Raw genomic sequence first — 19,392 nt, 5'->3', positions numbered from 1 at the left:
GATCCCGCTGTTGCACAAGTGCCGCTGTCAGGATCGCGGAAGTAACCATGCCGCCAATCAGGCCAGACTCGTAATTGACACGGACTGTAAATCGCCCTTAACGTTTCGTTAACAACAAGGGCGAACGGGGACTATGATTTCCTCACCGATGGCATGGACGCTGCGCTTGTGTGCGGTCGCAGGGCTGGCGATTTCGGGATTGTGGGCGGCGCCCGCATTCGCGGCGGGAGCGATGATGACCGGAGGGCTGACTTCGCAGCCGATCGGACATTACGATTTCTGCAAGGCCAATCCGGGCGAATGCTCGATCCGCCCGAGCAATCTGGCGCCGGCCAAGATGACCGATGCGTTCCTGCGCAAGCTCGTCAGCATCACCGCCAAGGTCAACGCCGCCGTCAAGCCGATGAGCGACTACGACATCTACGGCAAGGACGAGGTCTGGGCCTATCCCGACAAGGGCGTCGGCGACTGCGAGGACTATGTGCTCGAAAAGCGCCGCCAGCTCTACCGCATGGGCGTGTCGCTGGCGGACCTGCTGATCACCGTCGTGCGCAAGCCCGATGGCGAAGGCCATGCGGTGCTGACGGTGCGCACCGACGAGGGCGACTACGTGCTCGACAACCTGAACGACAAGGTCAAGGCCTGGGACGAGACCGGCTACCGCTTCCTCAAGCGGCAAGCGATCGACAACACCGGACGCTGGGTGTCGATCCGCGGCGGCCAGCAGGTGCTGGTCGGCGCGGTGCAGTAACCGACGATCGAGTCTGCATTCCAAGCGTTGAGGCGGGCTGGTACCGCCTTTGGCTGCTTTACATCATAGGTTGGCGCCGCCCCTCATTACTCTGCCGGGCATTTCTCCCCGTATAGTGACGGGAGAAAGACGCTGCGCACACCGCATTGCAAGATTGCCCCAACGTAGCGGCCAGCTCCCTCCCTTCTCCCCGTCACTATACGGGGAGAAGGTGCCGGCAGGCGGATGAGGGGCAGCGCCAACGTCAAATGAGACTTGCTGGCCGCGTCCCGCGCCACCCTCCCAGAATTTTTCACAGTCATCCGTGAACCAATCGGTCTCTGCCGGCGACACACAGCCGCGTACAGAAACCAACCCTGGAGATTTCAAATGACTGCTTTTCTGCGAAATGCCCTTCTCGCCGCTGTCGCGGTGTCGTCCATGGCCGGATCCGCGCTGGCGGACCAGACCGTCAGCTGCGCCGAGACCAAGACCAACGACCTGTGGAGCGGCCGTTGTTGCGGCACCAGCGATTCGAGCTGCCTGGGCGGCGGACACGAGCATGGCGACCATGGCAACCATGGCGGTCGCGGCGGCCAGACCGGCGCGAAGTGATCTCGCAATATGCCCGCTGGCTACCGGCCAGCGGGCATCGCCTCATGTGAAGCGGATGTCGGCGCCGGAGCAATTCGCGCCGCGCATCACGTCCGCCGGCCGAGGGCCGCGCGGACCGACGCGGTGATCCGGCGAAGCTCGGCCTCGTCCAGCTTCTCGATGTTTTCAGCCAGGAGATTGGCAAGCTCGGTGGCGGCGGGCGTCAGGCCCGACGTGTCGATCCGCACCCGCGGATGCGAAGCCTCGGCGAGGCGCGCGAGTTCCTCGGCATCGTCCCAGATGACGTTGAAATAGCCGATGATCTTCTGGATCAGCGTCCAGGTCGGCGCGCCGCGGCGGCCATGTTCAAGCGCCGACAGGTAGGCGGCGCTGACGCCGATCGCCTCGGCCATCGCCTTCTGGCTGAGGCCGCGCTCGGCGCGCAGCGCGCGCAGCTTCTCGCCGAACGGTGTCATGCCAGCGCTCTCATGTGCGGGTTTTCATGTGCGAGTCCGGCGCAAGCGGACATAGAGCGCGCCGGAGCCGCCATGGTTGCGCGCGGCATGGTCGTGGCTGGAGACCAGCGGCCGGAAGGCGGGCGTCGACAGCCAGGCCGGCACCGAACGCCGCAGCACGCCGTCGCCGCCGGACGAGGAACCCTTGCCGGTGATGACCAGGACATAGCGGATGCCGCCGGCATGGGCCCGGTGCAGGAATGAAAACAGCAGCGAATAGGCCTCGTCCTGGGTCATGCCGTGCAGGTCGACGCGGCCTTCGATCGGCAAGCGGCCCTTCGACAGCTTGTTCAGGGTCTGGTCGTCCAGCGCATGCGAGACATGCTGGGTCCTGGGCTTTGCCGGGACGGGTGGAGCGCCGTTGACGGGAGCAGGCGTCGGCGCCGGCTTCGGCTCGACGCTGAAATCGGCAACGTCGACGGGGGCCTTGCCCTTGAGCGGCTTGGCGGTGCGCGCCACCAGGTTCCACAGGACGCGGTCGTCTTCGCTCAGCCTGTCGATACGGCGGGTCATCACACCACCCCCGAAACGAGCTGGCGCGGGATCAGCGCATAAAAATCGGCGGCGTTGCGGACGACGCCGGCGATCTCGCCGGCGGCGTCGCCCGAGCCGGCGAAGAGGTCGCCGCGCGCCGGGCCGGTGATGGCCGAGCCGGTGTCCTGCGCGATCATGAGGCGCCGGAACGGCCCGTCGCCGAAAGCGGCGAGCGTCGGCGCGTCGACATAGAAGGGCGTGCCGAATGTGTGCAGCAGCCGGTCGACGGCGACCGAACGGCCCGGCGTCAGCGGCACCTTGGCGGCGGCGATCGGACCGAGCGCCGCATCGTCGACCGCCGCCTCGCGGAAGAAGATATAGGAGCGGTTCTGCCAGAGGATCTCGTCGACGCGATCCGGGTGCGCCCTGAACCAGGCGCGGATCGACTGCATCGTCACCTTGGCCAGCGGGATTTCGCCGAGATCGCTCAGGATCTTGCCGGGCCCGGTGAAACGCTGGCCGGACTTGGCGGCGTAGGTGACGCGGCAGAGCCGGCCGTCGGTCATCTTCAGCCGCGCAGCGCCCTGCACATGGATGAAGAAGGCGTCGACCTTGTCGGCGAGCCAGGCAATCTCCAGCCCCTTGCCGGCAAGCGCGCCGCGCTCGATGGCGCCGCGATCGAAATATTCGGCCAGTCCATCCCCTGTCTCGCGGGCGAAGGCGAGATAGGGATCCATGCCGTTCGGCCGGTTGGCGTCCTGGACGTCGATCAGATCGGCCGGGCGTGAAAGCAGCGGCACCGTGAAGCCGGCCGTCCGCACCGGCGAGGCCTCGACCTCCGGCTCGTAGAAGCCGGTGACGAGGCCGGCGCCGCCGTGTTCGGCGGCGACATGGGCGGGAACGAAATGGCGTTCGAAGAAGGCCCGGGCTTCCGCGCGATTCGGCAGCGAAACAGCCCGCGCCTCCTGATAAGCCGCGGCAAAGGCTTCGAAGCCGACGCCCAGCGAGCCGCTGCGGTAGGGCTTGGTCAGGACATGGAAGGCCGAGCGGCGAAAGGCGGCAAAGGCGGCGCGGTGGTCGTCCTCACCCCAGCCGGGCAGTGCGCCAAAGGATTTTTCGCTGAAAAGGGAAGAGAGCGACACCGCCGCCGCCCGGGCTCAATCTTCTTCTTCGGTGGCGACGAGCTTCCAGTTCGGATCGCGCGAGCGCGTGTCGCGGGCGAAGGTCCAGACATCCTTGACCTCGGCGACGGTTTCGGGGTCGCCGTCGATGACGGCGCCGGCCTTGTCGCGGGTTGCCGAAATCAGCTCGCTGACGATGCGCAGCGTGATGTGCGCCTCGCCGCCCTTCATCTCGGCGGCGACGATATCGGCCTTGTCGATGCCGACGAAGGAGGACTGGATCTTCTCCGCCTTCGCCTCGCGCTCGCCGATCGCGGCGACGAAGCCGTCAAAGACCTCGCGCGAGAGAAGGTTCTTGAGCGTCTTGCGGTCGCCATCGGCGTAGGCCATGACGATCATCTCGTAAGCCATCTTGGCGCCATCGACGAAGCCCTTGGGGTCGAAAGACGCATCGTTGTCCTTGATCGTCCTCAGACCCTTGTTGAGATCGGTGTCGGGCTTGGCGAAGGCGTCGATCTCGGCGTAGGCGTCGACGGCCGGCTCCCCAGGCGCCCGCTTGCGCGGCAGCGAGACGACATTCTCGGCCTTCTGGCCGGCATCCTGCTCGCGGGTGCGGCTCGCCGAATAGGGGTCGAAGGGCGGGCGCTCGCTGCCCGTGCGACGGCCCAGCACGTTGCGCAGCTGGAAAAAGATCACAACCGCCGCAATCAGAAAGAAAATCGTGCCGAAGTCGAAGAATCCCATATCTTCCGCCAATTCGATCCCTGTCCTGGCCGGACCGCCGGCCAGCATCGGGCCGCGGTCGCATAGCGTTCAACACCCAAAGCATATAGAACGCTAGGCGCAATCATTCAAATCAAAGGCAGGCATACCTATTTAACGGGTCCGGTGCCAGCGGCGATTGCACGCTGGCCGGGAAAACATGGAAACGATCGGCCAGGAATTGCGTATTTCACTGCTCCCCTTGTTCGTCCTCGCGCTGCCGCTTCTGGAAATCGCCGGCTTCGTCGTCGTCGGTCGCCAGGTCGGCGCGCTGGCGACAGTCGGCCTGGTGCTGGCCTCCTCGATTGCCGGCAGCCTGTTGCTGCGACACCAGGGTTTCGGCGTGATGGCGCGGGTGCGGGCGGAAATGGATGCCGGGCGCGATCCGAGCAGCCAGCTCGCGCATGGCGCGATGATCGTGCTGGCGGCGATCCTCTTGATCATCCCCGGCTTCATCACCGACATCCTCGCCATCCTGCTGCTGTTGCCGCCGGTGCGGGACCTCGCCTGGCGGATGCTGAAAAGCCGCATCGTGCTGGCGACCAGCTTCAGCGCCGGCTTCCAGGCGCGGCCGCGCGGCAAGACGATCGATCTCGACGACAGCGACTATTCGCGCGGCGACGATTACACCCGCGGCCCCGACCACAATTCGCCCTGGCGCCGCCTCAAGGACGACTAGGCAATTTCCGGCCAACTGCGCCGAGGTTCCCCGGCAGGAATCTGCGACGGGAGATCGGTCGCAACTGTGATCCCGCGCCGAGGCGGCAAACCTTGTCTTGTCATGCCGACCATGGTAGCGAACCCCCGGTTTCAATCCGGTCAGCAAGGCTGCCCAGGCAAAAGGACAAAGGCTCATGGCCAGCAAAGACGACGCGCCGACCGGCGCCGCCAACGGCAACGGCAACGCGCAGCCGACACTCAACGTACTCGCCCAATATGTGAAGGACCTGTCCTTCGAGAGCCCCGGCGCGCCGAATTCGCTGCGCGGCCGCGACAAGGCTCCCGGCATCGCCATCAATGTCAACGTCAACGCCAATCCGCTCTCGGACAAGCAGTTCGACGTCAACCTGACGCTGAACGCCAAGGCCTCCTTCGACCAGGAAGTGCTGTTCAACGTCGAGCTGGTCTATGGCGGCGTCTTCGCCATCAGCGGCTTCCCGCAGGAACATATGCTGCCGATCCTGTTCATCGAATGCCCGCGGCTGCTGTTCCCGTTCGCCCGCCAGATCATCGCCGAAGCAACCCGCAATGGCGGCTTCCCGCCGCTGATGCTCGACCCGATCGACTTCGCGCAGATGTTCCAGCAGAAGCTGGCCGAGGACCAGGCGGCGGCCAAGGTCCAGGTGAGCTGATCCGCTCTTTATTTGGTATCGAAAAGCCCGGCCTCGCGCCGGGCTTTTTGCATGAGATGCCGGCGGGACGGTGCTAGTTCTGTGCCGCCCCGGCTTCGGCTTCCACCTTCAGCCACAGCGCCTTTTCGCCGAGCGTGCGCACCAGGCCGGCATGCGCGGCGCGCTCGGCCTCGGTGAGACGCGGCGGCAAGGCGATCGGCCGCGCGCCGATGGAGATGTCGATGTCGGCCACCTCGCCGGCGCCGTTCATCTGCACCGCCACCGCATCGAGGATCAGCGCCGCCTGCTTGCCGCCGATGAGCTCGATATAGACCTCGGCCAGCAATTCGGAATCGAGCAGCGCGCCGTGCTTGGTGCGGTGACCATTGTCGATGCCGTAGCGGCGGCAGAGCGCGTCCAGCGAGTTCGGACCCATCGGGTGCTTGCGGCGCGCCAGCGCCAGCGTGTCGACGACGCGGCCGACATCGATGGCGGGATGGCCGAGCCGGCCGAATTCCAGATTGAGGAAGCCGATGTCGAAATTGGCGTTGTGGGCGATCAGCTTGGCGCCGTCGGTGAAGGCCAGCCACTCCTCGGCGATTTCCGAAAAGATCGGCTTGCCGACCAGGTCGGCGGCGCTGATGCCATGCACGGCCTGCGCCTCGGCATGAACCGCCCGTCCCTGCGGGTTGATGAATCTGTGGAAGGTGCGGCCGGTCGGGAAGCGGTTGACCAGCTCGACGCCGCCGAGCTCGATGATGCGGTCTTCGCGCATGTCGAGGCCGGTGGTTTCCGTATCGAAAATGATCTCGCGCATCGAATCAGTCCACTCTGGACGTGCAGAATCATCCAACGGAACAAAATGGCAATGGGGACTGCTGACAGCAGGCGTCAGGAAGCGTCCTTGCCCGACTTATCCCCCGCCAATTCGGCGATGATGGCCGCGACCGCGGCGCGCGCGGCGTCAAAGCCCTGGCCGGTGTCGACGATGAAATCGGCCTGGCGCCGCTTGTCGGCGTCGGGCACCTGCTTGGCGAGGATCGCAGCCAGCTTCGCTTCGCTCATGCCGGGACGCGCCAGCACGCGCGCGCGCTGCACCTCGGCCGGGGCGGTAACGACCACGACCTTGTCGACGCGGTCGCGGCCGCCGGTCTCGAACAGCAAGGGAATGTCGAGCACGGCGAGCGGCGCGCCGGCGGCGCGGTGCCTGGCAAGGAAAGCGTCGGCATCGGCGCGGACCAGCGGATGGACGATCGCTTCCAGTCGCTTCAGCGCGACGGCGTCGCCGAGCACCCGCGCGCCGAGCCTGGCGCGGTCGACGACACCCGCATCGGTGGTGCCGGGAAAGGCAGCCTCGACCAGCGGGCCGGCCTTGCCGGCATAGAGGCGATGCACCGTCTCGTCGGAATCGTGCACCGGCACGCCGGCCTCGGCAAACATCTTCGCCGTCGTCGACTTGCCCATGCCGATCGATCCGGTGAGGCCAAGCACGATCATATCCGGCGCCTTATCAATGGGCTTCGATGTCGGCAACGATCATCCGTCTGAGCTCGGCGGTGACCTCGGGCCGCGTGCCGAACCAGCGTTCGAAACCGGGCACCGCCTGATGCAGCAGCATGCCGAGCCCATCGACCGTCCACAGGCCGCGCCCACGGGCGGCGGCGAGCAACGGCGTCTCCAGCGGCACATAGACGATGTCGGTGACGATGGCATGGTCCGGCAGGCCGGCCGGATCGGCGGACAGGCCTTCATTGCCATGCATGCCAAGCGCCGTCGTGTTGACGAGCAGGCCGGCATCGGCGAGCAGGTCGCCGACAGCGTCGGCGCTATGCGCGGTAACGCCTGCGCCGAAGCGATGGCTGAGCTCCTCGGCCCGCGCCAGCGTGCGGTTGACGATGCGGATGTCGCCGACGCCGCGCTCTTTCAGCGCATGGATGACGGCGCGCGACGCGCCGCCGGCGCCAAGCACCACGGCCGGGCCATTCGCTGCCCAGCCCGGCGCGTAGTCGTCGAGATTGGCGGCAAAGCCGTGGGCGTCGGTGTTGCCGCCCCACAATTTCCCGTCCTCGAACCAAAGCGTGTTGACGGCGCCGATCGCTTCCGCCGCTTCGTCGCGGCGCTCGACCAGCGCGAAGGCCGCCTCCTTGTGCGGGATGGTGACATTGCCGCCCTGGAAACCGTTGTCCCGCAGCGCGTTCAGGAAGGCGGCGAAATCATCGGGGGCGACATCGATCGCCTGGTAGCTGCCGTCGATGCCGTATCTGGCCAGCCAGTGGCCATGGATTTTCGGCGAGCGCGAATGCGCGATCGGGTGGCCGGTGACGAAGGCCTTCTTCTCAGCCATCGATCGCCCCCAGCGCGCGCAATTCTTTCAGCACCGACAGCAGCGGCAGGCCGACGATGGTGAAATAATCGCCTTCGATTCTTTCGAAGAGCTGGATGCCTTCGCCCTCGATCTGGTAGGCGCCGACGCTCGACAATGCCCTGGCGCCGACGCGCGCCAGATGCCGGCCGATGAAGGCGGGGTCGAGTTTGCGCATGGTGAGGCTGGCGACGCCGACATGCCGCCACAGCACCTCGCCGTCGCGGGCAAGCACCGCGGCGCTGTTGAGCTGATGGGTCTTGCCGGATAGCGCGAGCAGATGGCGGCGCGCGCCTTCCATGTCGGCCGGCTTGTGGAACACCTCGTCGCCGAGCGACAGCGTCTGGTCGCAGCCGAGCACCAGCGCGCCCGGCCGGCGTTCGCTGACCTCGGTGGCCTTGGCTTCGGCAAGCACCAGCGCGACGTCCTCCGGCGACACGCCGCTATCCTTGAGCGGCGCCTCGAGCGCGCGCTCGTCGACCTCGGCCGGCACCGCCTCGATCTCGACGCCGGCATTGACCAGCATCGCCTTGCGGAACGGACTGCCGGAGGCAAGGATGATTTTCTCGGTCATTTTGTACTCGGACGCGGACAGGGGACGGTTGGTGTATGCAAAGCCTTGCTATTGTAGAGTTGGCGCCGCCCCTCATTGTCCTGCCGGAAATTTCTCCCCGTACGGGGAGAAAGGGCCAGCTTCAGCGCAGGCGTGCTTTCCAGCAGCGCTGGCGATTGGCGAAACCATAGACACCAGCGCCCCTCTCCCCGTCCCTACACGGGGAGAGGATGCCGGCAGGCAGGTGAGGGGCGGCGCCGACCTCCGCCAAGGTGACTCGCAAAACTAGTTTCTTGCTCCTCTATCTCGACTTCCCTCTCAGGGCAACGATCGCCGCCGCCGTTTCCTCGATCGAACGGCGGGAGACATCGATCATCGGCCAGCCATGCCTTGTGCAGATCTGGCGGGCGTAGGCGAGCTCCTCGTTGATCGCGGCGCGGTCGACATAGTCGGACGGCACATAGGTGCTGGTGTTGCCGAGGATGCGGTTCTGGCGGACATGCGAGATGCGCTCGGCGGTGGCGACCAGGCCGACGATCAGTGGCGTCCTGGCGTTGAGCAGGCTCTCCGGCACCGGCACGCCGAGCACGATCGGGATGTTGGCGGTCTTGATGCCGCGGTTGGCGAGATAGATGCTGGTCGGCGTCTTGGAGGTGCGCGAAATGCCGATCAGCACGATGTCGGCATCGTCCATGTTGGCGGGCAGCTGTCCGTCATCGTGCTCCATGGTGAAGTTCAGCGCATCGATGCGGCGGAAATATTCGGCGTCGAGCACGTGCTGGGCGCCGACACGGCGGCCGGCCGGGGTGCCGAGATAGGACTGGAAGACGGCAAGCACCGGCTCGAGCACCGAGACACAAGGCAGGCCCATCGCCGCGCAACGCTCATCGATGCCGCGTGCGAGCTTCTGGTCGACGACGGTGTAGAGGATGATGCCGGGTTCTTCCTCGATATCCTCGAACACCTTGGCCACCTGCTTTTCGGTGCGGATCAGCGGGTAGATGTGCTCGATGGCGCGCGCGTCCTTGTATTGCGCGGAGGCAGCGCGGCCGGCCGCCAGCAGCGTCTCGCCGGTGGCGTCGGAAATCAGGTGCAGGTGAAAGAAGCTCTGGGGTTTGTTCACAGGCGCGGGTTCCAGGCTGTGGGCAGTTGTGGACAAGATCGGACAAAGACGCGAAGGCGGCGAGAGCGACTGTATCAGATGGTGGGTTGTCCACAATTCGCCCTGCTGTAGGCTTTGTCGGGGCGCTGGGGACAAAACTGGGGATCAACTTTTCTTGGCCGATATCATCCACAGCCCGAAGTTTGGAAGCGAAAGGCCAAGCTGTTGACTCGGAAGGGGAATTCCGGTTCTTCCCCAGAACCCTCCAAATCGCGATCGGGATCGCGCGACAATATGCTGACTGGCCTTTTCGGGCGGCAGGCTGGACAGGTCGCAACCACCACAACCAACAGACTCTTAGAATCAGAAGACTCTTTTAAAATAGATATTTGATTTAAGAGGACCATCGAGAGGCGACGCTGAATGCCTGGAAAACGGATCATGCTGGACGTTTTGAGGGGCGAGCCTGTCTTTCCCCCGCCCATCTGGATGATGCGCCAGGCCGGCCGCTATCTGCCGGAGTATAGAGAGACCCGGAAGCGCGCCGGCTCCTTCCTCGATCTCTGCTACGATCCGGGCCTTGCGATGGAGGTGACGCTGCAGCCGATCGCACGCTTCGGCTTCGACGCCTCGATCCTGTTCTCAGATATCCTTGTGGTGCCCAACGCGCTCGGCCGAGACGTCCGCTTCGAGGAGGGCCGCGGGCCGATGCTGACGCCGATCTCGGCGGCGGAGATTGCGGGCCTCACCGGCGATTTGTTTCACGTGAATCTCGAACCGGTCTACGAGACCGTTCGCCGGCTGCGTGCCAAATTGCCTGATGAAACGACGCTGATCGGCTTCTGCGGCGCGCCTTGGACGGTGGCGACATATATGATCGCCGGCCAGGGCACGCCGGACCAGGCGCCGGCGCGGCTTTTCGCCTATCGCGAGCCGGAGGCCTTCGCACGGCTGTTGAAAGTGCTGGCCGATCATTCGGCCGCTTATCTCATCCGCCAGATCGAAGCCGGCGCCGATGTGGTGCAGATCTTCGATTCCTGGTCCGGTGTTTTGGATGAGCCTTCCTTCCAGGCTTTCTGCGTCGAGCCGGTGGCCGAGATCGCGAGGCAAGTGAAGGCGGTCCACCCGAATGTTCCGATCATCGGTTTTCCGAAGGGCGCCGGCGAGCGCTACCGCGACTATCGCTCCAAGACCGGCATCACCGGGCTCGGCCTCGACTGGACGGTGCCGCTCTCGATGGCGAAGGAATTGCAGCTTGGCGGCGCCGTGCAGGGCAATCTCGATCCGCTTCGGCTGGTGGCCGGCGGCAAGGCGCTGGCCGACGGCGTGGACGCGATCCTGAGGACGCTGGGCGGCGGGCCGCTGATCTTCAACCTCGGACACGGCATCACGCCGGAGACGCCGATCGCGCATGTCGAGGCGATGGTGAAACAGGTGCGGAGCGCGACGCGCTGATGGCTGACAATACCAACAGCACCGGGCAGGCGATGAAGCGCATGGTGATTGGCATCGCCGCTCTGGTCGTCGCGACCGCGCTGCTTTACTTCGTGGCGTCCGACGGCTTTTACCTGTGGGCCAAGGCCATCCATGTTATCGCCGTCATCTCGTGGATGGCTGGCATGCTCTATCTGCCCCGGCTCTTCGTCTATCATGCCGATGCCGAGAAGGGATCGGCGCAGTCGGAAACCTTCAAGGTGATGGAGCGCCGGCTGCTCAGAGCCATCATCAATCCGGCGATGATCGCGACCTGGGTGTTCGGGCTCTGGCTGGCATGGAAGGGCTTTGCTTTCCATGGCGGCTGGCTGCACGCCAAGATAGCGTTGGTCCTCGTATTGTCGGGGCTGCATGGCTATCTCGCCGGGGCGGTGCGGAAATTCGCCGAGGACAAGAATGAAAAGCCGGCGCGCCACTGGCGGATCGTCAATGAGATCCCCACATTGCTGCTGATCGTCATCGTCATCCTGGTCGTCGTGAAGCCGTTCTGAGGCTTCCCGCGACGGCGCAAAAGGCGGCTTGCTCTTTCAGACGAGCGACGATAAAAGACGGGTCTTCCTTCCCGTCATGCGCCGCCCCATTTTTTCGCTTTCGGCCGCGCCCGGCATTTGTCGCATCCAGCCGATTTTTCTCCCCAAAGCCTACCCAGAGTCCATCTAATGCAAGAAATGAAACTCACCGAGTTCAAGAACAAGAAGCCGCCAGAGCTGATCGCTTATGCCGAATCGCTCGAGGTGGAGAACGCCAGCGTCATGCGCAAGCAGGAGCTGATGTTCGCGATCCTGAAGAAGCTCGCCGCCCAGGACATCGAGATCATCGGCGATGGCGTGGTCGAGGTGCTGCAGGACGGCTTCGGCTTCCTGCGCTCGGCCAATGCCAACTACCTGCCGGGTCCCGACGATATCTACATCTCGCCCTCGCAGATCCGCCGCTTTTCGCTGAAGACCGGCGATACCGTCGAAGGGCCGATCCGCAGCCCGAAAGAGGGCGAGCGCTATTTCGCGCTGCTCAAGGTCAACACCATCAATTTCGACGATCCCGAAAAGATCCGGCACAAGATCCACTTCGACAATTTGACGCCGCTCTATCCAACCAAGCGGCTGAAGATGGAGGTCGACAATTCGACCTCGAAGGACATCTCGCCGCGCGTCATCGACCTGGTGGCGCCGATCGGCAAGGGTCAGCGCGCGCTGATCAACGCGCAGCCGCGCACCGGTAAGACAGTGCTGATGCAGAACATCGCGCACTCGATCACCGCCAACCATCCGGAATGCTATCTGATCGTGCTTCTGATCGACGAGCGGCCGGAAGAAGTGACCGACATGCAGCGCTCGGTGAAGGGCGAGGTGATCTCCTCGACCTTCGACGAGCCGGCGGCCCGCCACGTCCAGGTCGCCGAAATGGTGATCGAGAAGGCGAAGCGCCTGGTCGAGCATGGCCGCGACGTGGTCATCCTGCTCGATTCGATCACCCGCCTCGGCCGCGCCTACAACACCGTGGTGCCATCCTCCGGCAAGGTGCTGACCGGCGGTGTCGACGCCAACGCGCTGCAGCGCCCGAAGCGCTTCTTCGGCGCCGCCCGCAACATCGAGGAAGGCGGCTCGCTGACCATCATCGCGACCGCGCTGATCGATACCGGCAGCCGCATGGACGAAGTCATCTTCGAAGAGTTCAAGGGCACCGGTAACTGCGAAATCCAGCTCGACCGCAAGGTGGCCGACAAGCGCATCTACCCGGCCATGGACATCCTCAAGTCCGGCACCCGCAAGGAAGACCTGCTGGTGCCGCGCGCGGACCTGCAGAAGATATTCGTGCTGCGCCGCATCCTGGCGCCGATGGGAACGACCGACGCGATCGAATTCCTCATCGACAAGCTCAAGCAGACCAAGACCAACGCCGACTTCTTCGATTCGATGAATACGTGATTGGGCTATCCTCCCCCTTGTAGGGAGGGTCGGTCCGCATAGCGGGGGGAACTCCCCTCGCCTTCGTCAGGAAATCTCTCGGTCGTTGGCAGCCAATCGCAGAGGTCAGCGCCGCCCCTCATTGCCCTGCCGGGCATTTCTCCCCGTGAACGGGGAGAAAGAGGCTGGCCGCGATGCCGGCGCTTCTCTTGCAAGGTCGGTGGTTAGCGAAGCCGGTGTCGACAGCCCCTTCTCCCCGTTCCCGGGGAGAAGATGGCGGCAGCCAGATGAGGGGCAGCGCGCTTGAAACTGCGAGCCAGCTGAGAAACGCTTCGTAGGCCGCTTCCGACTACCCTCGCCGCAGCAACCTCTCCAACTCCTCCGGATCGGTAACCACCGGCAGGCAAACCTGCCCGGTGCACAGCCAGGCGCCCGGCTTTTCGGTGGGTGGCACCACCCCACCCGGCAAGGCCGGTCGATTCGCTTCCGTACCGACCGCAACGACGATATCCACCCGGCGCGGGTCGGGATTCCGATTCGCAACCGGAACGAGGCTTGGCCCCTCTAGATTGTCGATCAGCACCAGCTTCAGGGGCTCGAGTGCCAGCGCGCAGGCATTGACGATGCCGGCCTGGCCATAGGCCTGCTGGGCGGCCCGGCCCATGGCGTGCTCGGCGGTCGTCCAAGCTTTTTCCTGAAGATCGAGACCGCCGGTGACCGACGCCAGCCGCACCAGCGCCTCGATGATCTGGGCGGTGGCGGACGGGATCGCTTCGTCGACGTCGCCGCGGATGCGGATTGGGACATCGGCGCTGTCGGAGGCCGTCAGATAGTAGCCGGTCTTGTCGGCATCCTGGTGCCAATGGTCGAGTTGCCCGATGAAATGCCTGGCGCGATCGACATAGGCCGTCTCGCCGGTGGCCTCGAACAGTGAGATGGCGGCGTTCGTCATGGCGGCATAGTCGCTCGACAGCGCCGGGAACAGTTTCCTGGCGCCGAGCATGGAATGCGGCAGGCGGCCGTCATGGCTCGCTTCTACGATGTGGGCGAAGGCCCGCGCCGCGGCCTCGATCCAGTCGGGCCGCTGCAGGGCACGGCCGGCTTCGGCAAGCGCGGCGATCATCAGGCCGTTCCAGTCGGTCAGCGCCTTGCCGTCGCGGCCGGGCCTGACGCGCCGTTCCCTGGCGGCCAGCAGCTTCTGCTTCAACGGCAGGAGCAAGGCATGGTCGACGATGCTTTGCTTTTGCTGGTCGGCGGTTTGGCGGATGATCGGTTTGCCTTCCCAGCCATGTGGGCTAGCGAGGTCGAAGTATTTGAAAAACAAGGCGGGATCGTCGCCAAGCACGGCTTCGACCTCGGCTCGGTTCCAGGTGTAGAACAGCCCCTCCTCGCCGTCGCTGTCGGCATCGAGGCTGGCGGCGAAGCCGCCGCCGTCGACCAGCATCTCGCGCAGCAGCCAGGCGACCGTGTCCTCGATTCGTATCCGGAACAAATCATTGCCGGTGGCGGCAAAGGCCCAATTGCACATGCGCAGGAGCTGGGCGTTGTCGTAGAGCATCTTCTCGAAATGCGGCACCAGCCATTCGGCGTCGGTGGAATAGCGGCTCAAGCCCCCGCCGACATGATCATAAATGCCGCCGGCCAGCATCTTCTCGAGGCTGAGCAGCACGGCATCGCGGTGCGAAGCGGCGCCGTCGCGCAGCCAGGACAGCCAGAGCGACTGCATGAACGGCGCGTTCGGGAATTTCGGCGCGCCGCTCAGGCCGCCGAGATCGCGGTCGATCATGCCGTCGATACGGCCGGCGAGATCGCTGAGCGTGTCGCGGTCGAGCACTGCCTTGCCATGGCTTCCCGCCAGCCGCGCCTCGACATGGCTGGTCAGGCCGTCGGCGCTCTGGCCGAGGCTTTCCTGCTTCTCCCGCCATGCCTTGTCGACCGCCTCCATCACCTGGATGAAGCCTGGCCGGCCGTAGCGGGCCTCACGCGGAAAATAGGTGCCGCCCCAGAATGGCTTGCCGTCCGGCGTCAGGAACATGGTCAGCGGCCAGCCGCCCTGCTCGCCCATCGCATGCAGCGCCGCCATATAGATCTGGTCGATGTCGGGCCGCTCCTCGCGATCGACCTTGATATTGACGAACAGCCGGTTCATGACGGCGGCCACGGCGTCGTTCTCGAAGCTTTCATGCGCCATGACATGGCACCAGTGGCAAGCGGCGTAGCCGATCGAGAGCAGGATCGGGCGTCCGCGCTCCCTGGCCTCAGCGAGCGCATCCGGCGACCAGCCGCGCCAATGCACCGGATTGTCGCTGTGCTGCTGGAGATAGGGGCTGGCTTCTTCGGCCAGCAGGTTTTGCGCGGGCAAGGTCACGAGGGCATGCTCGGTTAACAGAGTTGCGCGGGAAGCTAGGGCGGTTCGGTAGAGCGGGCAAATGATTTTGAGCGATTCGATTGTTGCCTTGTCCAGCGGCCGCTTGCCGGCCGGCATCGCGGTCATCCGCATTTCCGGCCCCAAGACTCGATTCGTGGTCGAAACGATCGCCGGCGGCATGGTCAAGGAGCGCGCCGCCGCCTATCGCCAGCTCATCGCGACGGACGGATCGGTGATTGACCACGGCGTCGTTCTCTTCTTCCCCGGACCGGGCAGCTTCACCGGAGAGGATGTCGCCGAGTTCCAGGTGCATGGTGGCCGCGCCGTGGCGGCGAAGATGCTGGAGACCATCGCCGGCTTTGACGGTGTGAGGCATGCGGAGCCCGGCGAATTCACGCGCCGCGCGTTTCTCAACGGCAGGCTCGATCTGGTCGAGACCGAAGCGCTGGCCGATCTCGTCAATGCCGAGACCGAGGCGCAGCGGCGGTTTGCGGTGCGCAATGCCGAGGGGGCGCAGAGCGAGCTTTACGCCGAATGGCGGCGGCGGCTGATCCATGCGCGGGCGATGATCGAGGCGGAGATCGACTTTGCCGAAGAGGATGAAGTGCCGGGATCCGTTTCGGACGCGGTCTGGTCGGATGTGCGGGCGATGATCCGCGAGATCGATCGCCACATCGACGGGTTCCGGGCCGCCGAGATCATCCGCGACGGGTTCGAGGTTGTCATCCTTGGCGCGCCGAATGCGGGCAAGTCCAGCCTTTTCAATGCTTTGGCCAAGCGGGAGGCGGCGATCGTGACCGACGAGCCGGGCACGACGCGCGATCTGCTCGAAGTGGTGTTGGACCTCGAAGGGATGCGAGTCCGCGTCACCGATACGGCCGGCCTGCGCACGGCGCCCGGCAAGGTGGAGGCGATCGGCATCGAGAAGGCGCGCGCCAAGGCGCGCGGCGCCGACCTTCTGCTGCTGTTGGAGGATATGGCGATGCCCGTAGATCCTGGCGCGGTGCCGTCCGATGCGCCGCTGCTGAGGGTCGGGACAAAGGCGGACTTGGTTGCGGGTGAACCGCTTGTTGACCGCGCGCAGGTCTATGACGCGGTTATCTCGATCAGGACTGGCACCGGGCTGTCGGAGCTGCTGACGGAGGTCGGCCGTCGCGCCGCAGCCTCTGTTGGCGATATCGGCGACGTCCTGCCATCGCGCTTGCGCCACGTCGAATTGCTCAAGGATGCAAGCGGTCACCTGCGAGCTGCGCTGGCCGGGCAGGAGCGAGGCCAGGAGTTGCGCGCCGAAGAGCTTCGCCTGGCCTCGGACCGGCTCGGACGAATCACCGGCGCGGTCGATGTGGAAGACATGCTCGATGTCATCTTTTCGCAGTTCTGCATCGGTAAATGACTCACGTGAAACATTGCGCGGGCTGGGCCTGGCGCGGATGATTCACGTGAAACACAAGATCTAGCGCGGCGGCCGCATTGTTTCACGTGAAACGAGTCGGTGTTGCATCCTTGACAGCGAAGCCTCGCGGGGACATCTCTCCGGGCAACTTCAGATTTTGGACTCGAAAAAGATGAACGATCACTATGATGTGGTTGTGGTGGGCGGCGGCCATGCCGGTTGCGAGGCGGCCAGCGCCGCCGCACGCGCAGGCGCCAGGACGGCGCTGGTGACGCTGCGTTTCGACACAATCGGTGTCATGTCCTGCAATCCGGCGATCGGCGGCCTCGGCAAGGGTCACCTGGTGCGCGAGATCGACGCCATGGACGGGCTGATGGGCCGCATCGCCGATGCGGCAGGCATCCAGTTCCGCTTGCTCAACCGCCGCAAGGGTCCGGCCGTGCGCGGCCCGCGCACGCAGGCCGACCGCAAGCTCTATCGGTTGGCCATGCAGGAAGCGATTCGGCAGCAGAACGATCTCGAGGTGGTCGAGGGCGAAGTTCTCGACTTTGAAATCGCGGAAGGGCGGATCGCGGCCGTTCAGATCTCGGGCGATCGTCGCCTGCTTTGCGGCGCTGTGGTGCTGACCACCGGCACCTTCCTGCGCGGATTGATCCATATCGGCGAGAAGAAGATCGTCGCCGGCCGCATGAACGAGCAGGCGAGTCTTGGCCTGTCGGCAACGATGAGCCGCGCGGGATTCACGCTTGGGCGCCTCAAGACCGGGACGCCCCCTCGCCTCGATGGCCGCACCATCGACTGGGCGTCGCTGGAAAGCCAGGCGGCGGACGAGGAACCGGTGCCGTTCTCGCTGCTGACCGACGCGATCCAGAACCCGCAGATCGATTGCGGCATCACCCGCACGACGCCGGCCACGCACGAGCTGATCCGCGCCAATCTCGGCCGCTCGGCGATGTATTCCGGCTCGATCGAAGGCGTCGGGCCGCGCTACTGCCCGTCGATCGAGGACAAGATCGTCAAGTTCGGCGACCGTGAAGGCCACCAGATCTTCCTCGAGCCCGAAGGCCTCGATGACGACACCGTCTACCCGAACGGCATCTCGACCTCGCTGCCGGAGGATGTGCAACTCGACATATTGAAGTCGATCCCGGGGCTGGCGCGGGCAACCATGCTGCAGCCCGGCTATGCCATCGAATACGACCATGTCGATCCGCGCGAGTTGTTGCCGACGCTGGAGACGAAGCGGATCGGCGGCCTGTTCCTCGCCGGACAGATCAACGGCACGACCGGCTATGAGGAGGCCGGCGCGCAAGGTCTGCTCGCCGGCCTCAACGCCGCGCGCAAGGCATCCGGCAGTGAGCAGATCGTGCTCAGCCGCACCGAAGCCTATATCGGCGTGATGGTCGACGACCTCACCAGTCGCGGCATTGCCGAGCCCTATCGCATGTTCACCTCGCGTGCCGAGTTCCGCCTGTCGCTGAGAGCCGACAATGCCGATGAGCGGCTGACCCCGATGGCGGACCGACTGGGCATCACGTCAGTGGAGCGGATGCGGCGCTTCAACGGGATGAACGAGGATCTTGCCAACGCGCGGGAACTGGCATCGAGCGTGCTGTTCACGCCCAACGAGGCGGCGGGGCATGGGCTGGAGATCAACAGGGATGGCGTGCGCCGTTCCGCATATGAGCTGCTCGCCTACCCCGGTGTCGATGTTGCCTGGCTGGCGCGCATCGAGCCGAGCTTCGGTTCAATCGATGCCAAGACGGCCGAGCGCCTCGAAACGGAAGCGAAATATTCGGTCTATCTCGGCCGCCAGCAGGCTGATGTCGCGCAGATCAGGCACGAGGAAAGCCGATTGATCCCCGCATCGCTCGATTTCGCCGACGTCCCCGGCCTGTCCAATGAGCTGAAGCAGAAGATGAAGACGCGGCAGCCGCGCTCCATCGCCGATGCACAGCGCATGGAGGGCATGACGCCGGCGGCGCTGGCGATCATCGTCGCCCATGTCCGCAACGCCGAAGCCGCCGCGCAGAGGCATGTCGCGTGAGTGCTGCGTCATGGGAGAGCCTGCAGGAAGCGGCGGGCCCGGTTTCACGTGAAACATTCGAGCGTCTGGTTGCCTTCGAACAGCTGTTCCTGAAATGGAATCGCAGCATCAACCTCGCCGCGCCGTCGACCCTGGACGAAGTCTGGCGCAGGCACATACTGGATAGCGCGCAGCTTGCCCGAATCGAGCCCGAGGCCCAGCGCTGGGTCGACCTCGGCTCGGGCGGGGGCTTTCCCGGACTGGTGCTGGGCTTCCTGCTTGCCGAGCGGGACGGCGCGTCGATCGACCTGGTCGAAAGCAACCGCAAGAAGGCGTCGTTCCTGCAGGCGGTCGTCGGCCAGTTCGGCCTGCCGGCGCGAGTCGTCGCGCGGCGCATCGACGACAGCTATCCGCTTGTTGCGGCACCGGAAATCGTCACGGCGCGAGCGCTTGCGGCTTTGCCGGCGCTGCTCGACCTGGCGGCCCCGTGGCTTACCAAAGGGGCGCGCGCGCTTTTCCACAAAGGCCGGGATTACCGGGCCGAGGTGGAAGAAAGCACTCACCGCTGGGCATTCGATCTGGTAGAACATCCAAGCATGACCGACCCTCATGGCGTCATCCTCGAAGTCACCCATCTGCGCCCGGCGACCCCGCAATGAATCA

General features: G+C 65.0%; 20 protein-coding genes. 10 read left to right on the top strand and 10 right to left on the bottom strand.

Annotation, left to right across the window (positions count from 1 at the left end; translation table 11 throughout):
- The first annotated feature begins 133 nt into the window (after positions 1–133).
- Positions 134–751, top strand: coding sequence for a transglutaminase-like cysteine peptidase (locus PU724_RS23310; RefSeq protein WP_354423889.1), 618 nt, complete (start codon positions 134–136; stop codon positions 749–751).
- 369 nt (positions 752–1,120) lie between these two features.
- Positions 1,121–1,345 carry a hypothetical protein gene (locus tag PU724_RS23305; protein WP_292103900.1) on the top strand — a complete coding sequence of 75 codons (225 nt, stop codon included), beginning with the start codon at positions 1,121–1,123 and terminating at the stop codon, positions 1,343–1,345.
- Positions 1,346–1,431: 86 nt separating this feature from the next.
- Here PU724_RS23305 and PU724_RS23300 read toward each other — a convergent pair whose 3' ends face one another.
- Genes PU724_RS23300 through PU724_RS23285 form a run of 4 tightly spaced genes read right to left on the bottom strand, consistent with a single transcriptional unit; the run spans position 1,432 to position 4,178 of the window.
- A complete protein-coding gene (locus tag PU724_RS23300) occupies positions 1,432–1,800 on the bottom strand; it encodes a helix-turn-helix domain-containing protein (protein ID WP_126057313.1) in 369 nt (122 codons plus the stop codon).
- A gap of 24 nt (positions 1,801–1,824) precedes the next feature.
- Complete coding sequence (locus PU724_RS23295) at positions 1,825–2,352, bottom strand: Smr/MutS family protein (RefSeq protein WP_354423887.1); 528 nt, start codon at positions 2,350–2,352, stop codon at positions 1,825–1,827.
- The gene (gene mltA / locus PU724_RS23290; RefSeq protein ID WP_354423885.1) at positions 2,352–3,455 is read right to left on the bottom strand and encodes a murein transglycosylase A; all 1,104 of its coding nucleotides are present in this window, start codon (positions 3,453–3,455) and stop codon (positions 2,352–2,354) included. The genes PU724_RS23295 and mltA overlap by 1 nt, the downstream gene beginning before the upstream one ends.
- Before the next feature lie 15 nt (positions 3,456–3,470).
- Positions 3,471–4,178, bottom strand: coding sequence for a Tim44/TimA family putative adaptor protein (locus tag PU724_RS23285; RefSeq protein WP_127309275.1), 708 nt, complete (start codon positions 4,176–4,178; stop codon positions 3,471–3,473).
- A 199-nt stretch (positions 4,179–4,377) separates the two neighbouring features.
- On the opposite strand from PU724_RS23285, the gene PU724_RS23280 reads away from it, so the two are divergent.
- Complete coding sequence (locus tag PU724_RS23280) at positions 4,378–4,875, top strand: FxsA family protein (protein ID WP_127309284.1); 498 nt, start codon at positions 4,378–4,380, stop codon at positions 4,873–4,875.
- A 175-nt stretch (positions 4,876–5,050) separates the two neighbouring features.
- Entirely contained in the window at positions 5,051–5,548 is a 498-nt protein-coding gene (gene secB / locus PU724_RS23275; RefSeq protein ID WP_126057318.1) for a protein-export chaperone SecB, read from the top strand.
- 73 nt (positions 5,549–5,621) lie between these two features.
- Here secB and dnaQ read toward each other — a convergent pair whose 3' ends face one another.
- The 5 genes from dnaQ to PU724_RS23250 all read right to left on the bottom strand — a co-directional run bounded on the left by dnaQ (position 5,622) and on the right by PU724_RS23250 (position 9,565).
- The gene (gene dnaQ / locus PU724_RS23270; protein ID WP_127287128.1) at positions 5,622–6,344 is read right to left on the bottom strand and encodes a DNA polymerase III subunit epsilon; all 723 of its coding nucleotides are present in this window, start codon (positions 6,342–6,344) and stop codon (positions 5,622–5,624) included.
- Positions 6,345–6,418: 74 nt separating this feature from the next.
- Positions 6,419–7,024 (bottom strand): dephospho-CoA kinase, encoded by a 606-nt coding sequence (gene coaE, locus PU724_RS23265; RefSeq protein WP_292103891.1) that lies wholly within the window; start codon positions 7,022–7,024, stop codon positions 6,419–6,421.
- A 13-nt stretch (positions 7,025–7,037) separates the two neighbouring features.
- Positions 7,038–7,871 (bottom strand): shikimate dehydrogenase, encoded by an 834-nt coding sequence (locus PU724_RS23260; protein ID WP_127287130.1) that lies wholly within the window; start codon positions 7,869–7,871, stop codon positions 7,038–7,040.
- Positions 7,864–8,463: a Maf-like protein gene (locus tag PU724_RS23255; RefSeq protein ID WP_127309278.1), complete on the bottom strand. Its 600-nt coding sequence runs from the start codon at positions 8,461–8,463 to the stop codon at positions 7,864–7,866. Before PU724_RS23255 ends, PU724_RS23260 begins: the two co-directional genes overlap by 8 nt.
- Positions 8,464–8,743: 280 nt before the next feature.
- Entirely contained in the window at positions 8,744–9,565 is an 822-nt protein-coding gene (locus PU724_RS23250) for a pyruvate, water dikinase regulatory protein (protein WP_127284077.1), read from the bottom strand.
- A gap of 402 nt (positions 9,566–9,967) precedes the next feature.
- Between PU724_RS23250 and hemE the strand changes: the two genes are divergently transcribed.
- The 3 genes from hemE (at position 9,968) to rho (ending at position 12,963) form a co-directional block, all read left to right on the top strand.
- Complete coding sequence (gene hemE / locus PU724_RS23245; protein ID WP_354423882.1) at positions 9,968–10,999, top strand: uroporphyrinogen decarboxylase; 1,032 nt, start codon at positions 9,968–9,970, stop codon at positions 10,997–10,999.
- On the top strand, positions 10,999–11,529 hold the full coding sequence (hemJ, locus tag PU724_RS23240; protein WP_126057325.1) for a protoporphyrinogen oxidase HemJ: 531 nt from the start codon (positions 10,999–11,001) through the stop codon (positions 11,527–11,529). Before hemE ends, hemJ begins: the two co-directional genes overlap by 1 nt.
- Before the next feature lie 168 nt (positions 11,530–11,697).
- Positions 11,698–12,963, top strand: a complete 1,266-nt coding sequence (rho, locus tag PU724_RS23235; protein WP_127284079.1) for a transcription termination factor Rho — start codon at positions 11,698–11,700, stop codon at positions 12,961–12,963.
- 328 nt (positions 12,964–13,291) lie between these two features.
- Here rho and PU724_RS23230 read toward each other — a convergent pair whose 3' ends face one another.
- Positions 13,292–15,310 carry a thioredoxin domain-containing protein gene (locus PU724_RS23230; protein WP_354423879.1) on the bottom strand — a complete coding sequence of 673 codons (2,019 nt, stop codon included), beginning with the start codon at positions 15,308–15,310 and terminating at the stop codon, positions 13,292–13,294.
- 61 nt (positions 15,311–15,371) lie between these two features.
- Here PU724_RS23230 and mnmE point away from each other — a divergent pair, with 61 nt between their 5' ends.
- The 3 genes from mnmE (at position 15,372) to rsmG (ending at position 19,388) form a co-directional block, all read left to right on the top strand.
- Positions 15,372–16,703: a tRNA uridine-5-carboxymethylaminomethyl(34) synthesis GTPase MnmE gene (gene mnmE / locus PU724_RS23225; protein WP_292351482.1), complete on the top strand. Its 1,332-nt coding sequence runs from the start codon at positions 15,372–15,374 to the stop codon at positions 16,701–16,703.
- A gap of 172 nt (positions 16,704–16,875) precedes the next feature.
- Complete coding sequence (gene mnmG, locus PU724_RS23220; protein ID WP_354423877.1) at positions 16,876–18,750, top strand: tRNA uridine-5-carboxymethylaminomethyl(34) synthesis enzyme MnmG; 1,875 nt, start codon at positions 16,876–16,878, stop codon at positions 18,748–18,750.
- Positions 18,747–19,388: a 16S rRNA (guanine(527)-N(7))-methyltransferase RsmG gene (gene rsmG, locus PU724_RS23215; protein ID WP_354423875.1), complete on the top strand. Its 642-nt coding sequence runs from the start codon at positions 18,747–18,749 to the stop codon at positions 19,386–19,388. The genes mnmG and rsmG overlap by 4 nt, the downstream gene beginning before the upstream one ends.
- Positions 19,389–19,392: the final 4 nt, after the last annotated feature.

This window comes from Mesorhizobium abyssinicae (assembly GCF_049887195.1).
Classification (GTDB): Bacteria; Pseudomonadota; Alphaproteobacteria; order Rhizobiales; family Rhizobiaceae; genus Mesorhizobium; species Mesorhizobium abyssinicae.
Note: the sequence above shows the minus strand (reverse complement) of the source record. Positions and strands in the feature narration are given on the sequence as shown.

Coding starts and splice junctions, on each gene's coding strand:
- PU724_RS23310 (WP_354423889.1), top strand. CDS start 134: ATGATTTCCTCACCGATGGCATGGACGCTGCGCTTGTGTGCGGTCGCA.
- PU724_RS23305 (WP_292103900.1), top strand. CDS start 1,121: ATGACTGCTTTTCTGCGAAATGCCCTTCTCGCCGCTGTCGCGGTGTCG.
- PU724_RS23300 (WP_126057313.1), bottom strand. CDS start 1,800: ATGACACCGTTCGGCGAGAAGCTGCGCGCGCTGCGCGCCGAGCGCGGC.
- PU724_RS23295 (WP_354423887.1), bottom strand. CDS start 2,352: ATGACCCGCCGTATCGACAGGCTGAGCGAAGACGACCGCGTCCTGTGG.
- PU724_RS23285 (WP_127309275.1), bottom strand. CDS start 4,178: ATGGGATTCTTCGACTTCGGCACGATTTTCTTTCTGATTGCGGCGGTT.
- secB (WP_126057318.1), top strand. CDS start 5,051: ATGGCCAGCAAAGACGACGCGCCGACCGGCGCCGCCAACGGCAACGGC.
- dnaQ (WP_127287128.1), bottom strand. CDS start 6,344: ATGCGCGAGATCATTTTCGATACGGAAACCACCGGCCTCGACATGCGC.
- coaE (WP_292103891.1), bottom strand. CDS start 7,024: ATGATCGTGCTTGGCCTCACCGGATCGATCGGCATGGGCAAGTCGACG.
- PU724_RS23260 (WP_127287130.1), bottom strand. CDS start 7,871: ATGGCTGAGAAGAAGGCCTTCGTCACCGGCCACCCGATCGCGCATTCG.
- PU724_RS23255 (WP_127309278.1), bottom strand. CDS start 8,463: ATGACCGAGAAAATCATCCTTGCCTCCGGCAGTCCGTTCCGCAAGGCG.
- hemE (WP_354423882.1), top strand. CDS start 9,968: ATGCCTGGAAAACGGATCATGCTGGACGTTTTGAGGGGCGAGCCTGTC.
- hemJ (WP_126057325.1), top strand. CDS start 10,999: ATGGCTGACAATACCAACAGCACCGGGCAGGCGATGAAGCGCATGGTG.
- rho (WP_127284079.1), top strand. CDS start 11,698: ATGCAAGAAATGAAACTCACCGAGTTCAAGAACAAGAAGCCGCCAGAG.
- mnmE (WP_292351482.1), top strand. CDS start 15,372: ATGATTTTGAGCGATTCGATTGTTGCCTTGTCCAGCGGCCGCTTGCCG.
- mnmG (WP_354423877.1), top strand. CDS start 16,876: ATGAACGATCACTATGATGTGGTTGTGGTGGGCGGCGGCCATGCCGGT.